General features: G+C 46.8%; 16 protein-coding genes and 2 other annotated features. Of the genes, 8 read left to right on the forward strand and 8 right to left on the reverse strand.

All coding sequences use genetic code 11. The features are described 5' to 3' along the window. The first annotated feature begins 144 nt into the window (after positions 1-144). The 8 genes from ACUXV2_RS01580 (at position 145) to ACUXV2_RS01615 (ending at position 7,220) form a co-directional block, all read left to right on the forward strand. A complete protein-coding gene (locus ACUXV2_RS01580) occupies positions 145-318 on the forward strand; it encodes a hypothetical protein (RefSeq protein WP_172248312.1) in 174 nt (57 codons plus the stop codon). A gap of 447 nt (positions 319-765) precedes the next feature. After that, on the forward strand, positions 766-1,308 hold the full coding sequence (locus ACUXV2_RS01585) for a sigma-70 family RNA polymerase sigma factor (RefSeq protein WP_446245321.1): 543 nt from the start codon (positions 766-768) through the stop codon (positions 1,306-1,308). After that, the gene (locus ACUXV2_RS01590; RefSeq protein WP_446245322.1) at positions 1,301-1,927 is read left to right on the forward strand and encodes a hypothetical protein; all 627 of its coding nucleotides are present in this window, start codon (positions 1,301-1,303) and stop codon (positions 1,925-1,927) included. The genes ACUXV2_RS01585 and ACUXV2_RS01590 overlap by 8 nt, the downstream gene beginning before the upstream one ends. Before the next feature lie 48 nt (positions 1,928-1,975). Beyond that, positions 1,976-2,224, forward strand: a binding site (T-box leader). A 115-nt stretch (positions 2,225-2,339) separates the two neighbouring features. Continuing rightward, positions 2,340-3,560, forward strand: coding sequence for an MFS transporter (locus ACUXV2_RS01595; protein WP_446245323.1), 1,221 nt, complete (start codon positions 2,340-2,342; stop codon positions 3,558-3,560). 49 nt (positions 3,561-3,609) lie between these two features. Then, positions 3,610-3,802: a binding site (T-box leader), on the forward strand. Positions 3,803-3,876: 74 nt separating this feature from the next. Further along, on the forward strand, positions 3,877-5,307 hold the full coding sequence (gene proS / locus ACUXV2_RS01600; RefSeq protein WP_446245324.1) for a proline--tRNA ligase: 1,431 nt from the start codon (positions 3,877-3,879) through the stop codon (positions 5,305-5,307). A 458-nt stretch (positions 5,308-5,765) separates the two neighbouring features. Then, positions 5,766-5,948: a hypothetical protein gene (locus ACUXV2_RS01605; RefSeq protein WP_446245325.1), complete on the forward strand. Its 183-nt coding sequence runs from the start codon at positions 5,766-5,768 to the stop codon at positions 5,946-5,948. 135 nt (positions 5,949-6,083) lie between these two features. Then, complete coding sequence (locus tag ACUXV2_RS01610; protein ID WP_446245326.1) at positions 6,084-6,575, forward strand: hypothetical protein; 492 nt, start codon at positions 6,084-6,086, stop codon at positions 6,573-6,575. Positions 6,576-6,659: 84 nt separating this feature from the next. Then, positions 6,660-7,220: a GNAT family N-acetyltransferase gene (locus ACUXV2_RS01615; RefSeq protein WP_446245327.1), complete on the forward strand. Its 561-nt coding sequence runs from the start codon at positions 6,660-6,662 to the stop codon at positions 7,218-7,220. Between the two features lie 11 nt (positions 7,221-7,231). Here ACUXV2_RS01615 and ACUXV2_RS01620 read toward each other — a convergent pair whose 3' ends face one another. The 8 genes from ACUXV2_RS01620 to ACUXV2_RS01655 form a co-directional block, all read right to left on the reverse strand. Further along, positions 7,232-7,708, reverse strand: a complete 477-nt coding sequence (locus ACUXV2_RS01620) for a DinB family protein (protein WP_446245328.1) — start codon at positions 7,706-7,708, stop codon at positions 7,232-7,234. 171 nt (positions 7,709-7,879) lie between these two features. Continuing rightward, the gene (locus ACUXV2_RS01625; protein ID WP_446245329.1) at positions 7,880-9,559 is read right to left on the reverse strand and encodes a hypothetical protein; all 1,680 of its coding nucleotides are present in this window, start codon (positions 9,557-9,559) and stop codon (positions 7,880-7,882) included. A 455-nt stretch (positions 9,560-10,014) separates the two neighbouring features. Further along, the gene (locus ACUXV2_RS01630; RefSeq protein ID WP_446245330.1) at positions 10,015-10,815 is read right to left on the reverse strand and encodes an endonuclease/exonuclease/phosphatase family protein; all 801 of its coding nucleotides are present in this window, start codon (positions 10,813-10,815) and stop codon (positions 10,015-10,017) included. A 3-nt stretch (positions 10,816-10,818) separates the two neighbouring features. Then, positions 10,819-12,456, reverse strand: coding sequence for a PTS transporter subunit IIBC (locus ACUXV2_RS01635; protein WP_446245331.1), 1,638 nt, complete (start codon positions 12,454-12,456; stop codon positions 10,819-10,821). A 631-nt stretch (positions 12,457-13,087) separates the two neighbouring features. After that, positions 13,088-13,996, reverse strand: a complete 909-nt coding sequence (locus ACUXV2_RS01640) for an NAD-dependent epimerase/dehydratase family protein (protein WP_446245332.1) — start codon at positions 13,994-13,996, stop codon at positions 13,088-13,090. Positions 13,997-14,041: 45 nt separating this feature from the next. Next, entirely contained in the window at positions 14,042-15,313 is a 1,272-nt protein-coding gene (locus ACUXV2_RS01645) for a glycosyltransferase family 4 protein (RefSeq protein WP_446246978.1), read from the reverse strand. A 31-nt stretch (positions 15,314-15,344) separates the two neighbouring features. Continuing rightward, complete coding sequence (locus ACUXV2_RS01650) at positions 15,345-16,406, reverse strand: phosphotransferase (protein WP_446245333.1); 1,062 nt, start codon at positions 16,404-16,406, stop codon at positions 15,345-15,347. Positions 16,407-16,412: 6 nt separating this feature from the next. Next, positions 16,413-17,585, reverse strand: coding sequence for a carboxylate--amine ligase (locus ACUXV2_RS01655; protein ID WP_446245334.1), 1,173 nt, complete (start codon positions 17,583-17,585; stop codon positions 16,413-16,415). Position 17,586: the final 1 nt, after the last annotated feature.

Raw genomic sequence — 17,586 nt, forward strand, 5'->3', positions numbered from 1 at the left:
CTGAATTTTACCTGACAAAGGACACGACGAGTTGCATGATGAGCTGTTTTTTCTAATAATGGATTCAAAAACAAGCTGTTTTCTCCCAAATGATGTATTATAATGAATAAATAATAAAGTTTTGCCTCAAAAGGAGGTCTCATGATGACTGAAAAGAAGAAGATCAGCCTGCAGGAAGCGATGAAGCAGCAGCTGGCAAAGAAGAAAGAAGCACAGGCAGGCGGCAAGCAAGCAAATAACGGCTTGGCAGCGAATCAGCGCATGCAGAGTCAGCAAACGAAGAAGCCGAGTAATACCCGCCGTAAGATGGGAAGTTAATAGGACCGAAGAAGAGCGCTTAGATGTTGTAGGAGCTCTTTTTTTGTTGTTTTTTTAGTTTAAAACAGCACTTGGTGAATAGTATGGAGAGCGGCATTAGTGCGAGTGGGTCTGAATGCTGCCCGCTTTCCCGCTGAGTGGACGGTTTAAGTCAGCTGATTGTATTTATGCTGACTTTTTTTGATTTATGCGCAAAAATATTAGTATATGCTGACAAATTTAAATATATGCTGACTTTTTTCATTTTATGCTGAAAAATTTTGATATATGCTGATTTTAACATAATATGGAAACCGCAAAATTCCTCAATTCCAGATTGTCAAACCCTTTTTCAAACAAACCACCTCTTCAAAAGAATTTCCTTTACAATTAAAATAAACATAAAATTTTCCAAACCATCGTACATAGTGTGTCGTCTAAGGTGCAGAGAATTGAGGTGGGAACGTGTTGAGGACGGAACGGCTGCAAGAAGAATCAGGTAAGGATGAACTGCTTGAAAGGGCCATGGATGAATATGGGCAGGCGGTTTTGTATATGGCATATTCGTATGTGAAGGACCATGGACTTGCGGAGGATATTGCACAGGAAGTGTTCGTGAAATTTTATGCGAAGATGGATTCCTTCAGGGGTGAGTCGAGTTTGAAGACGTGGCTGATGCGGATCACGATCAATCTGTGTAAGGATCATTTGAAGCGCTGGGATACACGGAAGATTCTTTTTACAAATAGGGTGAGTGAAATCATTCATGAGCGCGGGAACCCCGAATCGAAGGCGATCCACGGGGAGAAGCGGAGTGAACTTCATTCGAAGCTGCTCAAGCTGCCGGTCAAGTATCGTGAGGTCTTATTTTTACATTATTATCAAGAGTTAAAAGTGAAGGAAATGGCGGAGGTCCTGGAGCTGAACCCGAGTACGGTCAAGACGAGGCTGAAGACAGGCAGGGAGCGGCTCTATCGAATGTATGGAGAAGGGAGGAGGTATGATGGATAGGGAGCTGGAGCGGAAGATAAAGAAGATGACCGATGATGGGTTGAAGGGTCTGGAGTTCAGCGCAGAGTTGAAGGACATGGTCAGGGAAAAAGTGAAGAGGGAAAAGCCTTACCGCAGACGCTGGTATGCACCGGTGATCAGTTTTCTGATTGTGCTCCTGCTCGTGTTCATATTTGCAGTGGTGAAGGGAGAGAAGCTTGGATTCATCGGGAATGAGTGGCTGAGTGGTTTCTTTGCGAACAGTTCAAATTTTGATATCGAGATCATCGCTTCCCACGGGCCGACGATCAGCACATTCAATGAAACGATCACGCGGGAGGATAAAGTGAAGCCAATCTCGTTTACAAAAGAAGAGCGTGATGATATTTATGCGAAGATTAAAAGCATCGGTTTTGAGGATGGGCTGAACCTGCCGGATGGTGAGAACTGCAATTACCAGCCTTACGGAGGATATGAGCTGAAACTCCGAATGAATGATGATATTTACGAGTATCGTTATTCCGGCTGTTACACAACGAACGACAGCAGGGCGCTGGATGAGCTATGGGAAATGATGCTGGATATGATTAAGAAGAGGCCGGGTTATGAGGAGTTGGTGGAGCCTTATCTGATGATATGAAAATTTAGTTTACATCCCGTCAAAGAGATGATAGAATAGAAAAAATTTACAATAGCGATGACGAGAAGAGTAGCCTGCAGAATTCTTTGAAAGAGAGCCCCGGGAGCTGAAAAGGGGCAGGAAGGCTGTCGGTGAACCAAGACTCTGAGCTGCACACCGGAACGGGTCCAATGGGATGGTGTGACAGGAGCTCCTGTTATAGAGCTAGGGTATATGCAAAAAGCCGTACCCGAAAAGGTTGATATGGCGACATATCGACGAACTGGGGTGGCACCGCGATCAAATCTCGCCCCCAAGACTTAAACGTCTTGGGGGTGGGGTTTTTTTATTGGTCAAATTGATGGCTCGTCCCGCTACGCTTTAACGCGTAGAGGGACGGGCGCTGATAATAATATCGCGGGGAGGAAGATTGATGATGAGGTTAAAGGATCCGTTTTTGCTGTTGATGGGCATAGGATTGTCGAATGTCGGAGCATGGATATTCTTGATTGCACTTAATTTGATTGTGTTGGATGAGACGGGTTCTGCGCTCGCTGTCGGGATTCTTTATGTGCTGAAGCCGCTGGCTGCGCTGGTTACGAATACGTGGGCGGGAAGTCTGATCGACCGGTTGAATAAACGGGGATTGATGGTGTTTCTGGATATACTCAGGGCGGTGCTTGTGGCAGTGCTGCCGTTCATTTCATCAATCCCGCTGATGTATGCTGTTGTGTTTGTCATCAATATGGGGAGTGCGGTTTTTTATCCGGCCTCGATGACATATATGACGAAATTGATTCCGAGGGAAAAGAGGCAGCGGTTCAATGCGCTCCGGAGCTTGATCGGGTCTGGTGCTTTCATCGTCGGACCAGCCATTGCCGGAGTGTTATTCATCATCGGTACACCGGAGATGGCGCTTTATTTGAACGCTGCCGCATTGTTTCTTTCGGGATTGATTACCCTCCTGCTTCCGAATTTGGAGGGAGATTCGCTTGCCAATTCGGAAAAGTTCTCTTTTGAATTGATCAAGGCAGACTGGAGGGTGGTCAAGGATTTTAGCCGCCGTTTCATTTATGTGATGGTGGTGTACCTATTGTTCAGCTGCATGATCGTCATGACCGCTGCGGTCGATTCATTGGAGGCCGCTTTTTCAAAAGAAGTGCTGGGGCTTTCAAACAGCACGTATGGATACTTGGTAAGCATTGCGGGGGCGGGCTTCCTTGTCGGGGCGCTCGTGAATATTGCGATTGCAGACAAGGTTCGGGATATCCACTTGATCGCATTCGGCTCAGTGATGGTTTCAGCCGGGTATATTGTGTATTCATTTTCAGGAGGTTTCGTCGCTGCCGCAGTGGGCTTTTCGCTACTGTCCTTCTCGTTGGCATTTGCAGAGACAGGGTTTGATACGTTCATTCAGGAGCGGATACCGGTTGAGGTGATGGGTCGCGTGAGCAGTATGTATGGCTGGCTGGAAGGAGTACTTGTCATTGCCGCAACCGTATCCATCGGTGCAGGGGCAGAGCTTTTATCCATCCGGGGAGTGGTGATCGCAGGCGCTGTCGTGATGCTGATAGTGACTGTTTTCCTCTGTATCTATACGTTAAACAGATTAAGGGTTAAGCCGCTTGAAAAGAAGACGCTCGTATCACGGTGAAAATTAAATTGACACTACATGGAAATCTCTATATAATCATCTAAAATAATCAAAAACATTGATGAGGATCAGTAAAGTGAACCTGTCTTTTCAGAGAGGGGGCCAGAGTGGTGCGAGGCTCCTATGACACTCATTTGAACCTGCCTCAGAGTCTGAATATTCAGCGGTTGAATACCGTTATCATGTGAGAGTGTAAAGCTTTGCTTTGAATCAGGGTGGTACCGCCAGCAATGGTCCCTGATGATAAGCGGGGCTTTTTTTATTTATCAAAAAGGTGTGGGGACACGCTTATATTTTAAAAAAGAGGGTGCTATGTATGGTAAAAGAATTTGTGAAAGACGTCACCGGGATGGATGAGGATTTCGCCCAGTGGTATACGGATGTAGTGAAGAAGGCGGAGCTGGTCGATTATTCGAGTGTGCGCGGATCTATGATCATCCGTCCTTACGGATATGCGATCTGGGAGAATATCAAGAATGCGCTTGATGCGAAAATCAAGGAAACGGGGCATGAGAATGTGTATATGCCGCTGTTCATTCCGGAGAGCCTCCTTCAGCGGGAGAAGGATCATATCGAAGGATTCGCGCCAGAAGTTGCATGGGTGACGCACGGCGGTGAAGAGGAGCTTGCGGAGAGATTATGTGTCCGTCCGACTTCCGAGGTACTGTTCGGTGAGCATTATAAAAATATCATCCATTCCTACCGCGATCTGCCTAAACTGTATAACCAGTGGGCCAATGTGGTGCGCTGGGAGAAAACGACGAGGCCGTTCCTGCGTACGCTGGAGTTCTTATGGCAGGAAGGTCATACATGCCATGAAACGGATGAGGATGCTCACGAAGAAACGGTGAGAATGCTTGAGGTGTACGCGGAGCTATGTGAAGAACTGCTGGCGATCCCAGTGGTCAAAGGACAGAAAACGGAGAAAGAAAAGTTTGCCGGTGCGAAGTATACGTACACGATCGAGAGTTTGATGCATGACGGGAAGGCATTGCAGTCAGGGACGTCCCACCATTTGGGTGACGGATTTGCGAAGGCGTTCGGCATTCAGTTCACCGACCGCGAAGGCAAGCTGCAGCATGTCCAGCAAACATCATGGGGACTGACGACGCGCATCATCGGGGCGATGATCATGGTGCACGGTGATGACCGCGGACTTGTAGTGCCTCCGCGTATGGCGCCGACTCAACTGATGATCGTGCCGATTGCGCAGCATAAGGAAGGCGTGCTTGATTTTGCCTATGATCTTAAAGAGAAGCTGTCTGCCGTGGCGCGTGTCGGGATCGATGCGAGTGACAAGAAGCCGGGCTGGAAGTTCAATGAGTATGAGATGAAGGGGATTCCGTTGCGCCTGGAAGTCGGGCCGCGTGATATCGAGAACGGCCAGGTGATCTTGGCCCGCCGTGATACCGGGGAGAAGGTGACGGTGCCTGTTGGTGAATTGGAGGCGAAGGTGCCACTGATGCTCGAAGAAATCCAGAAGAACCTTTTGGAAAAAGCGAGGGCGCATCGCGAGGAGATGACGAGTGTCGCTACAGGATTTGACGAGTTTAAACAGGTGATGGCTGAAAAAGGCGGTTTCGTGAAGGCGATGTGGTGCGGCGAGCTTGCCTGTGAGGATAAGATCAAGGAAGAGACGGGTGCGACTTCCCGTTGTATGCCGTTCCAGCAGGAAAAAGTGGCGGAAGCTTGTGTGTCCTGCGGGAAAGAAGCGGAGAAGATGGTGTATTGGGCGAAGGCTTATTAGAAGAGTTAGTCCGTGAGAGGTTGTTTTGTGGACCAAGTACAACGGGACAGATTTGTACCAGGTACAATGGTGCATGATGTGTACCTGGTACGTGCTGGTGATTTTGTACCAAGATTAATTTGAAGCGGGTGTACCAGGTACAAGTGATTGGAACTGTACCCCGTACATTTTTTTGAGGAGATGGTACCAGGCACAATCGAGTGGAATTGTTCCTGGCACAACAGTCCTATTTCGAGCCAGGCTCGATTCATCTGTGTTGAGGCAGCGGGAGTTTCCGGAAACTTTCCCTGTAAAGTAACGGGACAATGGACCTGTCCCCTTGTCCCGCCCTTGTCCTGGAGGCGAGCCTCAACCCGACAACGGGCCCATTTCCTGATTCGTTCTTCGGTCCCGACTTTCCGAACCCTCGTCTATTTAGGGATCCTCCTTAATATAAATAGGTAAGGAGGGGATTCGAAGTGTTCATGGACTTCATTGTTATTCTTATTATTTCGTTCGTGGTGATCAGTCTTTGGATGATTAATGTAAAACTTAACCGCCTAGCCAATCATTTTGATATTAGTGACGGCCACGCCCTTTCGGATGAGGAAATTGAGAAGGAACTTGAAGAAGAGTGGGAAAAGTGGTCCCAACAAAAATAATGGAATCGAAGCGCTGCCCTTGTGAGGGAGCGCTTCTTTTCGTTTATGGGAAAATTTAGAACATTATAGATAGGCACGATACGAGAAATAGTATCGTAGGCTAAAAAGGAGAGGATAGCTGTGAGGTGAAACTCAGTGAATAAGATGGTGAGATGGATCATCGGAGCGGCCGCGGTTCTTCTGGCATGCCTGGTGCTCTATTTAAAATTGAATCCGCCGCTCGCGAGTGAAGGGCATGGCTGGAGTACGGAACAGCCCGGACTTGTTACGGTGGAACTGAAAAATGATGGAATTCATAAGGTGAAATTGACTGATGTGCTGGTCAATGGCGGCGAGACTCCCCGTAAAGTTGAACTGGGCGTCAGCCGTTCCAATGCGCTGGTCGGCCTTTTTGCGGTGAAGGATGAAATCAAGGGAATCAGTTTTCATCCAATAGATGAGTACGACATTGAACCGAGTCTGAGCCGTGAAGAGGTCATTCAGCTTGATGAACTGGATAACAGAAGTACAATCCGTCATTATGGATTGGCGCTGGATCATTGTAAAAAGATCGACGTTGTGCTAGTGAAGTACACGTATTTCGGTTTTCCTTTTACGAAAGAAATCGAGATTGAAAGAAAAGAGTAGATTCGCCTGATAAACTGATATAATAAAAGTAAAATAGTTACAAGGGAACACAGGATATGTATGCCCGGGAAGTGAGGTTGCTCCGTGGATAAAAGGAGTTTAAGCATTGAAACAGCACGGTTGATCGTGCGGCCGTTCATGAAGAGTGATTATCATAACTGGCTCCGTGAGAATATGAACAAGCTGCCTTCTCAGCACAAGTATGATCTTGGACTGCAGGATATGAGTGAATGCACAGAATTCTGGTTTCATGACATGATTGAAAAGCAGAATGAGATGATGGATAACGATGAGGTATATATATTAGGTATCTTCCTGAAGCAGACAGGCGCCTACATTGGAAATGTCGATTTTTCCACTCTGATGAGGCTGAGTTTTCATTGGGGCCGGGTCGGCTATACGCTGAATAATACGCATTGGAGACAGGGCTACGGGAAAGAAGCCGTGCGGGGTGCACTGAAGATCGCCTTTGAAAAAATCAATTATCACCGGGTGGAAGCTCATATCAATCTGGATAATGTCCCTTCGATCAAGCTTGCTGAAGGGGTCGGGATGAAGTACGAGTGTACGCGAAAAGGCTTTATCCATGAAAATGGGAAATGGACGGATAATCACGTGTTTTATATGAATGCGGAGGATTATTAGGAACGCTCAGATCAAATCTGAGCGTTTTGTTTTGCCAGGGCTTTTTCAATCTGCTGTTTATGATGAAGGTCATGGTTGGCCAGGCCCTCTAAATAATCGGCCAAGCTCATTTCTTTTTTTCCTGGCTTTATCGTTTGCCCCCAGCCTTCATCAGATATTCCTTGAAGGCTGACAATCAATTGCTTTCTTGAATCAATGAATGATCGGATGACAGTCGATTGTTCGGATGAGCGGGCTTGTGTGGCCGCCTGATTGTTTAGAATCTGAGGATCGGGAGCCGATGGAAGGGGCTCGCTGCTTCCAAGATAGGGGAGACGGCTGCTCACGACAAAATCATCCCAAGGAGCAAAATGACTGATGATCTCAGCGATACTCCACTTGTTTTCTTCAATCGGACGAAGCCAGTCTTCCTTGGAAGTCGAGCTAAGCGACTCGACCCACCCCATCATTTCTTGATGATGAAGGAATAGTTTATCTCTTTCATTCACAACAATCACTTCTTTCATTATTGGTTGTTCAATATTTTACCATATTGATAGTGAAATCGTTTACTTTAAAGGCCCGTCCCTCGATGATTGATCGCGTTTCAGTATTGAGGGACGGGCATTTTATTCTACACATGAAAAAGGACGAAACCAACCAGGTTTCGTCCTTTCTTATTACTCCAATCCTTCAATCTTCAATTCCTTCACCGGCAGGAAGCTCTCACCGGTGTCCATATACGTGATGCTGACCTTGTCATTCTCTTTCAAGTAAATCGCCAGCGGGCTGATTTCGGAAGAAACGAGATAGTTGTTTCCGTTGTCGAGCAGGAATGAAACGGCTGTGTAGTCGCCGATTTTTTCCTTGTAGACTCGGACGACGGTGCCGGCTGTCTGTTTTTCTTCAGCTTTCGAGCTGCCGTCGACTGTGCCGCCGCCTTTTTGCAGGGCGGTTTTGTATTTTTTGAGTGCCTGGTTCGGCGTGTCGGCATAGGCCGAGATTTCAGGGTTCGCTGCTGATACGATGAAGTAATTTTGCAGGAAGCCGTTGGCATCAAGCACCGGTGTCAGCCAGCTTGCTTCACCGAAGAAGTTGTAGAGAACCGGCATTTCGCCGTCCCATTTTTTCTCGATGAATTTCTTCTGGATGATTTGCAGGGCACCTTGTGAATCCATGTAGGATTCCTCGAGGTTTCCTGTATAGAATGTTGCTTCACCTGTCCGTGAGTTGGTCAGGGAGTACCCGAGCATCGAATCGACGCCTTCTTTCGGAGATGTGAAATCCGTGAAGTAGTACATCTCGCCATTTTCGTTAAAAATAGGGCTGACATTCGCTTCGGTCCCTTCGTCGGAAGGAAGTTTCACGTCCGATTTACCAAATACGCTGTTCCAGAAGCCCTGAACATAGTTTCCGAAGTAACTGTTCTGCAGGCTCACCGTTTCAGGTGATACCGCCCCGTCGATGAAAGCAGGGACTTCACTCAGTTTATAGGACTTTGTGTCACCGTTCTGAGGATCGACAACGACAATTCCCTCCACTTCAAATCCGTTACGGGCAGAGATGAAGTCGCCGTACGTCCGGATATAGAAAGGTTTGCCTTCGTCATCCACTTCGAGTTGAACGTCCCCATTAAAGATATGTTTCGGGTAATTCATGCGTATATGACGTTCGATGTTCTTGTTGAAGAAAGAGGATGGCGTGTAGACCATTTTTTCTTTCATGAATTTCGGATTTGCTGTTGAATCGGTTGCACTCAGCGTGAAGTATCCAGGTGTTTCGTCTCCCTTGATCCATTTGAAAAATCCGGAGAATTCAACAGGAGCGATGTACACATACTTGCCGTTCACTTTCTGGATCTGTAATTCGCCAAGCTCATAGTAACTTGTATTCGGCACCTGTCCGAATGCTTTTTTCATTTTGTTCCGCGCAAATTGCGGAGGTACGCTTGCAGGTGTTTTTTCTTCATCAAATGCTTCGATTTCTGTTTTGACCTCCATTTTAGCCGATTCATATTTCTCGTCTGCGTTGAAGACGAAGGCTGTCAGGAAGTAAGCCCCGACGCCAAGACCGAACAGGAATATCCCGCTTTTGACCACTCGCTCCTTGCCTGTGGCGAAAGCAGCACCGGCAGCCGCAGCGACGATGAAGAGGATCCACATCGATGTAAAGTTGCGATCAAGATTCGTCATGTAATAGAAGGCAAAGGAACCGATGACTGCAATGATCATCGTGGCTGCGATCATGCCGATAACGGAAGGGTTCGCATTCCCCTCTTTCTTTTTTGTAAAAGTGACCGGGACCAGAAGCAGTGCCATGATCAACCCGACAATCACTGAAAATAATAAGATATTACCCAATTTATGTTCCCCTTTCCAAGGTCTATTTCTGTGTATGGTTTATATACGGATGGGAAGAGGGCGAGGTTTCAAAATGTTTGCGGGTAAGGGAATGGAGCGGTTTTGGGAGCCGACTGAGGTTGATGCGATGAACCTGCCCATGTGTGAATTCCGCTCAAGAAAATTCGACAATAGGCTCAATTATAGTAAATGTGGCGCAATTAATCTGAAAGCGGCTCAATTATTTCTAAAGTAGCGCAATAACTAAAAAAGAGGCGCAATAATCCTGAAACTGGCGCAATTATTAGATCTAGCTCCAAATTTTTTCTTCAACAGAGTCTCCTCCATACCTTTTCATACTAAAATACACCAAAACTCATGCAATTTTTTAAAATGGGCTTATCAAATCAGATTTTAATCAAAAAAAAGTCCCGCCTACTAAATAGACGGGACTAGCAAAAGAACTTTCCTCCAAACTAAATCGACAAACCCTCAATCACCACTTCAACCCCATAATGATCCGAAACCACAGGTTTGTTTTCACCATTAAAGATCACTTTAGAAGAAGTAACCTCAAATTTCTCACTGGCCAAAACCAAATCAATCCGCAAATCGACTTTGTTCTCATCCCAGCCGGCGATCTCGCCTTCGACGGTCACGCCTTCATCCCGCTTACCAGCCAGGTCATACGTATCAAAAAGTCCTTTGGATAACAGATAATCATAGCCTTCACCGCGGACATGGGCGTTGTTGTTGAAGTCTCCCATCAAGAATGCGGGCGACTCGGCCGTGATCTGTTCCATTAAGGAATCCACCTGGAACTTGAACGGCTCTTCTTCGTCCTGCCACCAGCCGAGGTGACAAGAGTAGAAGGTAAGGGGACGACCGTTATAGGAAATGGTGGCCCCGACGATTTTGCGGGTTTTCCAGTACGACTGGTCATGGCTTTTTGAAATGAAGAAGCGGTGTTCTTCAACAATGTCATGCTTGGTTAGTATCGCGACTCCTTCTTCAAAAACATCATAGCCGATGTGGGCGAAATCCCACACGAGACGATATCCGGTGATGCCCAGCCGCTCGAGCTCATCTAGCAAAACGAGGGCGAAGTTGTCTTTTTTAACAAAACCGGACATGGTTTCGCTCTCGATGAGCTGGCTGACTTCCTGAAGCGCGATGACGTCGTAGGATTTCTCCGCGATGTCATGCGCCAGGATAGAGATTTTCTCAAGCTGGTTCTCTTCTTGCCATGAGTGGCAATTCAGTGTCAGCAGTTTCATGGATTATGCTCCAAGCAAGTCTTGGATATCAGATTTGATGACGTCCGCTTTCGGACCGTAGATGGCTTGTACGCCTTTATCTTTCAGGATCAGGCCGAGTGCGCCGTTCTTTTTCCATTCGACTTCTGTACCGACAAGGCTTGTGTCTTTAACGGTTACACGAAGGCGAGTCATGCAAGCGTCCACGTCCACGATGTTTTCTTTTCCGCCAAGAAGGGCAACCACTTTTGGTGCAAGTGAATCTTTTTTCACCGAAGCACTGCCGCCTTCAGATGCATCGTCTTCGATGTAGTTACCATTGCGTCCCGGTGTAGGGAAGTTGAACTTCTTGATCAGGAAGTTGGCAACCGCGAAGTTCAGGAAGAAGAATACGAGACAAGCAATCACAAAGTTTACAAGGTCCATCCAAAGTCCGGCTTTGACGATCATAGGAACACGCGTCAACAACTCGATGGAACCGAATGAGTGAACACGGATGTTGATGATGTCGACGATTGCGAAAGCCATACCGGTCATGATTGCGTACACAACATATAGAAGCGGTGCAGCGAACATGAACATGAATTCGATCGGCTCGGTCACTCCTGTTAAAAAGACAGCAAGACCGGCTGAGAAGAACATTGATTTGTACTTTTTCTTCTTGTCTTTATCCACGTTTCTGTACATCGCGAATGCGATACCGATCAGGGCAGCAGAAGAAAGAATCATCTGACCCACTTTGAATCGTGCAGGTGTTACGTCGTTCAATAATTGTTTGTAGCTTTCAGTGTTTCCTGTCTGCAGGAAGTTGTTCAGGTCGGCGATCCACGCCAGCCATAACGGATCTTGTCCGGCAACCGTTGAACCGGCGCCTGATCCAGTCAGGATCTTGTACGTTCCGCCAAGCTCCGTGTAGTTAATCGGAACCGTCAGCATATGGTGCAGACCGAACGGAAGTAATAGACGTTCCATTGCACCGAAAATGAATGGCGCGATGATTGGTGCAGTGTTGCGGGATGTAGCGATCCATTGACCGAAATCGTTCAGTGCTCCCTGGATGAACGGCCAGACGATTGACAACGCGATAGCGGATACAACCGATCCGACGATCACGACGAATGGTACGAAACGCTTACCGTTAAAGAACGAAAGAGCGTCCGGTAATTTATCATAGTTATAATATTTGTTGAAAAGGTTGGCTCCGAGGAAACCAGAAATGATTCCGACGAATACTCCCATGTTCAAGGCTGGTGCACCAAGAACGGATGTGAAGTAATCAGATACAATCAGTGTTTGTCCAAAAAGGGAAGAGACGGTTGCTTCCGGGTTGGCAAGCATATCTCCGTTCACTCCGAAAATCGCTCCTGTGATGCGGTTGATCAGGATGAAGGCGATAAGTGCAGCGAATGCACCGCCTGCACGTTCCTTGGCCCAGGATCCCCCGATGGCGACGGCGAAGAGGATATGTAAATTCGTAATGATCCCCCAACCAATGTCTTCCATTACTCTTGCAATCGTTTGCACTAAAGCGATGTCTCCGCCCGTCATTCCGATCAATTTACCGATCGAGATCATGATCCCTGCAGCTGGCATGACAGCGACAACGACCAGTAGTGCCTTACCGAATTTCTGCCAGAAATCAAATGACAATAAATTCTTCATACTCCTGTTTCCTCCTTTAATTCCAATATCTATTGTGTATTCGTTTTCAAAAATGATTGTGTGCGTTTTCATTTTCAGTCATAAAAATGAGAGAGCGGTCCCCATCTGAATATTGAGATGAGATGATCCTAAAATAAGATGCAACCGTTTGCACTGTAAAAATCATTTTATAGTAACCCAACCTATAAATCAACAAAAAATTATTATGTTAGGAAAATATTATTATAGGACTTTAACGAGATGAGGGACGGTCCTCTGAAATTAGAGGTGTGGGGGAGGTTTGGTGAGAAATTTGGACTAGAGGATGGAAGTCTGGGGGTTACTTCGGGCTTGTGCTTATATTTGAGAGAATCAGGATCAAAAAGAGGGAGGCTGCGTAGATAATTTTTCAAAAATGGGTCGCTTTTTTTCAAAAACAGAAATAATTTTTCAAAACCGGTATTCTTTTTTTCAAAATTGCTGCTTATTTTTTCAAAACCAAAAATGACCACCCTCCTCACAAGTAAAAACGACAAACAAAAAGCACCCGGGCAAATAAGCCGGGTGCTCCAACTGCTAAACGGATCTGGATATAATATGACCTTAGTGAAAGCATCCCGCATCCAAAGCGGAGCAAGGACCTGCCCACATCTCAACGTTTAAAATACTCCACCGTCTTCTCCAATCCTGTAATCAAATCAAACTGAGGTTCCCATTTCAAACGATCAAGCGCTTTCATATTCGCTAGATGGCTGTGCAGGATGTCTCCGTCCCGGGTTTCTTCGTAAGTAGGCGTTCCGGTTGTATCGAGCTGGCTGGACAGCAGGGTATAAAGCAGGTTGATGGATGTTTGGGTGTTTGTGCCGATATTGATGATTTCGTTGTCTGCGTGATCGATGGCAAGGAGATTGGCGCGGGCGACGTCTTCGACAAAGACAAAGTCGCGGGTCTGGGTGCCGTCCCCGTAAATGACGGGAGTTTCGCCGTTTAGGAGCTGTTCGATAAAGATGCTGATGACGCCGCCTTCACCGTCGGATCGCTGTCTCGGTCCATACACATTGGCGTAGCGCAGGATGGTGTAGGGGAGGCCGTAGCTTGTTCCGAACAGTTTAATGTAGGATTCGGATACTAATTTGGAAGTGCCGTAAAAGGAAATAGGACTTGTGGCGGCATCTTCTGTAAGGACTTCATCTGTCGTTCCGTAGACCGCACTGGAAGAAGAGAAGATGAATTTCTTGACCCCGTATTTGACAGAGTACCCCAGCAGTCTGACGGTGCCGAGCACATTGACCGCGGCATCTTCTGCAGGGTTTTCCAGGGATTTCGCGACACTGACCTGTGCGGCAAGATGCATGACGATGTCCGGCTTTTCTTTTTTGAAAATCTTTTCGACTTTGTCGGATAATAAGTTTCGGTTGTAGCATGTTACGCCTTCAGGCAGGTTTTCCTTCCGGCCATTCGAAAAGTTGTCGAGGATGATCGGGGTGTGCCCTGCCGCGAGAAGGGTTTCAACGAGCTGGGAGCCGATGAAACCACCGCCGCCTGTGACTAGGATTTTCATAATCGATCATGAATCTGGTTGTTCTCCCTCATGATGAGTCTCCTTTCAATCTGCGTACATTTGATAAATCTGTTCGATTTTGCCCGTCATGACCTTGCTTGTTAAATGCTTTTGGGCAAATGTTTCGGCCGCTTTTCCAAAAGCGTCCCGTTCTTCGTTGTTGATGATGAATCGTTTAATCGCCTCGGCGAGCTCTTTCACATTCCCTGGTTCACAGAGGATGCCGGTTTCTTCATGACGGACCATTTCCGGTATGCCGCCGCAAGTGGTCGAGATGACCGCCTGCCGTGAAAACATGGCCTCCATGACGGAAAGGGGGAAGTTGTCATTGACGGTCGCCAGCACATAAATGTCGGACATCGACAGGATCTCCGGTATGTCATGCCGCTTTCCAAAGAAGATCACGTTGTACAGATCCAATTTTTCTGCTTGCTTCATGAGTGTTTCCTTCATGACCCCGTCCCCGACAATCCACACTTCCACATTGGCAAGGTGTTCACGGATCATGGCCAATGCCTCTAACAGAATCCCGTGTCCTTTCCTAGGTGAAAGCCGGGAAACGCTGGTGAGGATGATGTTTTCATGGGTTCTTGGAGGAATCGGTGTAAAGTCGATTCCCGTATGGACGGTGGTCATTCTATCATCCCGTGCACCAAAATCCTTCAGATTGGGCCTGAATGAATCGGCGATCATCACGATTTCGGTACTTGCTGATATACCGTCCATTTCCAGCCTGGTGAAATAGGCCTCTTCTATAGACCCTTTTTGCATCTTATTGAATTTCAGCCTGCTTTTCGTAAAGAAGCCGTGCGGTGTGAAGAGCAGCGGTTTTTGGAGTGTCTGGTTGAGGTGTCCGAGTATGAAGATGGCAAACAGGTCCTGGGCATGGATGATATCGTACGTGTCGAGATCTTTTTCTTTCAGGAACAGTTCGAATACATGAAGGAAGCTGAGGTTTTTGACGATTTTCTCATTCACGATGCCGTACCGGCTGCGCATAAAGCTTCTCGCTTCATAGGCAGCCTGCGGAATCCATTTCTCAAGCTGCAGGGAAGACATCTGATTCGGTGCAAAAACATCGACTTCATGGCCGAGCTGTTCAAATCCTTTTTGGATGGAGGTGATGTAATGAGATAGTCCGCCTGTGTGGGGATATTGGAAGAAAGTGACGTATAAGATCTTCATTTTTTTCTTTCCAATCACCTTTGATTTCTGACCGAATGCCTGAAGTGGCACCGGGTCCTCCATTACCCGGTCGACTCCATAAAAATCATCCATGGCGGCCAGAAGAGACGGATGTATGTTGAGAGGGGGCATTCTGCTCAAATCGTTTCATCCTTTCAGGCGGCTACTTATAAATTCCGAGTTCACTTCCCCAAGTGGCTATTTTATCTAAATGATAAGGAAGAAGTTCACCGCCGCGGTTTTCAAAGTACCGTCTAAACTGAGTGTGCAGGCCTTTTTCCAGTGTGCGTTGAAGATAGGCCATTTTGTACAGGTCCATCGGGTTTGTTTTGAATGTAATTCCATGTTTCTTCATTTCATTTGTATACACTTCGACGGCATGTGTGCGTATTTCTTCAGCATTACCTTGCCAATCTTTGCGAAAGGCGAGTAAGATTTCAACCAGGACAATCATGTCAAACCAAACCGGGGAGAATTTGGCGGACTCCCAATCGATGAATTGGATCTCCCAAGGCTCATTTCTGCTTACATCTTTTGAGCAGATGTTCTGCATATGAAGATCTCCGTGGGTGATGGCAGATCCGCTTGTTGTCAACTCTGGGAAAAAATCTGGACCGTTGCTGTAAATGGTTTTCAATGCTTTGTAATGAGGCTTGATGAGGTCTTTCAATTGTTTATCCTTCTTGGCCTGCTCCAGAAAGCTCATGGTGTTCGTGGTGAATTTTTCCCTGTCTTCCTTCATTTTGGCCGAGCTGTACAGAGGGAACCAGGATTTGAATGTGTCCTTTTCGTTTTTGAATCGGTCTTCAAAGGTATGGGCGTGAAGCTTTGCAAGGGTTGGGATGATGTAATCAAAGTGCTTTGGTGTAAAGGTCAGCTGTCCCCGTATCTGACGGACGAACTCCATGAATACCCAAGTGTCACTCCCATGTTTCGCCATCAGGTAGATTTCTGGGAGGAATTCTTTCAGAAACGGGTAGGCTCTGCCGTAGACATTGATTTCGACTTCATTTTTATATTTGGTTGAATGGTAGATTTTAAAGATGATGGGAAAGGAATCTGATAGATTCTGAAGCTGCATCTGATAGATGCTGCTCCGCTTCGTCGATTTCAGGTTCTGAATGGATGCTTCCTCGATCGTCACCTTTTTTCCAAGGGAAGCAGAGAGCTTCCCTTCGATATCATTTTTTTGAAAAAGGGAATATAATTCCTTTGGTGTGTGCAAACACCATCACTCCTTTCGTTTTCGTTTCCATGCATTCCATAAATGCGATGCGGTGCTCCTGATGAAAGGCATCGGGTCGTCTAAAGCGAGGAGGGCGAATACTTTCTTTCCTTTGAATCCCTTCAGGAAGTCCCTCCACGTCATTTCCCCATTCCTGCGCTTTTCCAAAAAGGTAAGGAAATAGCGCACGAGGTAGATCCATTGAACGCCATCGATCTGCTCCAGCTGCGGTGCGGGATTTTGTCCGGTGAGGTAGAGATAGTACGTGTAGGCAAAATCAACCCCGGAATGACCTGTCAAGCTATGAGTGAGCCAGAAGCGTGGATTGATTTCGATGAGCTTATACTGGCCGTCGCGTGGATCTTTTTTGTATTCAATCATGTTGACACCCTTCAGTCCGAGATCTTTCAAGAGAGGCACACCAAGTTCGACAAGCTCGGGGATCCGCTTGCTCACGATATGTGCTCCCGTTCCGAATTCCGCAGGGAACTGGTGGTTTTTCTGAAGGGTGAAGAGGGCAAGCAGATTCATGTCGTCGTCAAAGAAGGTCGCCACTTTATAAAAGCTTTGGTTATCGCCCGGGATAAGCTCCTGGATGATCAATTCGCCGTATTTGCTGTAAATCGGAAAGACTTTCTTTAATTGATTGGCGTCCCGGATCTTAATGGCTTTCTTATTGATGTGTTTTCTGAATTCATGGCCGAACACCGGCTTTAGTATGCAGGGGAATTCCAGCTGCGAGATGGCTTCATCAAGCTGGTTATCCGTTTCAACAAAAAAGGTCTTCGCTGTCGGGATCGAATAGTTCATGGCAAGGTCATATGTTTTCTTTTTATCCAATAAATCTTCGATTATAGAATGTTCCGGATAGAGAAACAGATAATACTCAGATAATTCTTCACGGTATGTCGAGATGAATACGACGTAATCATCCGCCCCTGCATACAGCACAGGCTTTTGATCAAACTTCACCGCCACTCCCTTTAAAAAAGTGAGCAGCGCTTTTTGCTGCGTCAATGGACTTGGACATACCGCGCAGGAAGCGAGCCTTGATTTCCCTTTTGAATATGGCCCTGCAGTGTCATAGGCGTATACCTCGATCCCTCTCCTCGCAAGGGCATGGATGATGCCCACTCCATTGGCGCTTAAATCGAGTACAACGGCTGGGTGTGATGGCATA

Source organism: Rossellomorea sp. NS-SX7, assembly GCF_052828565.1.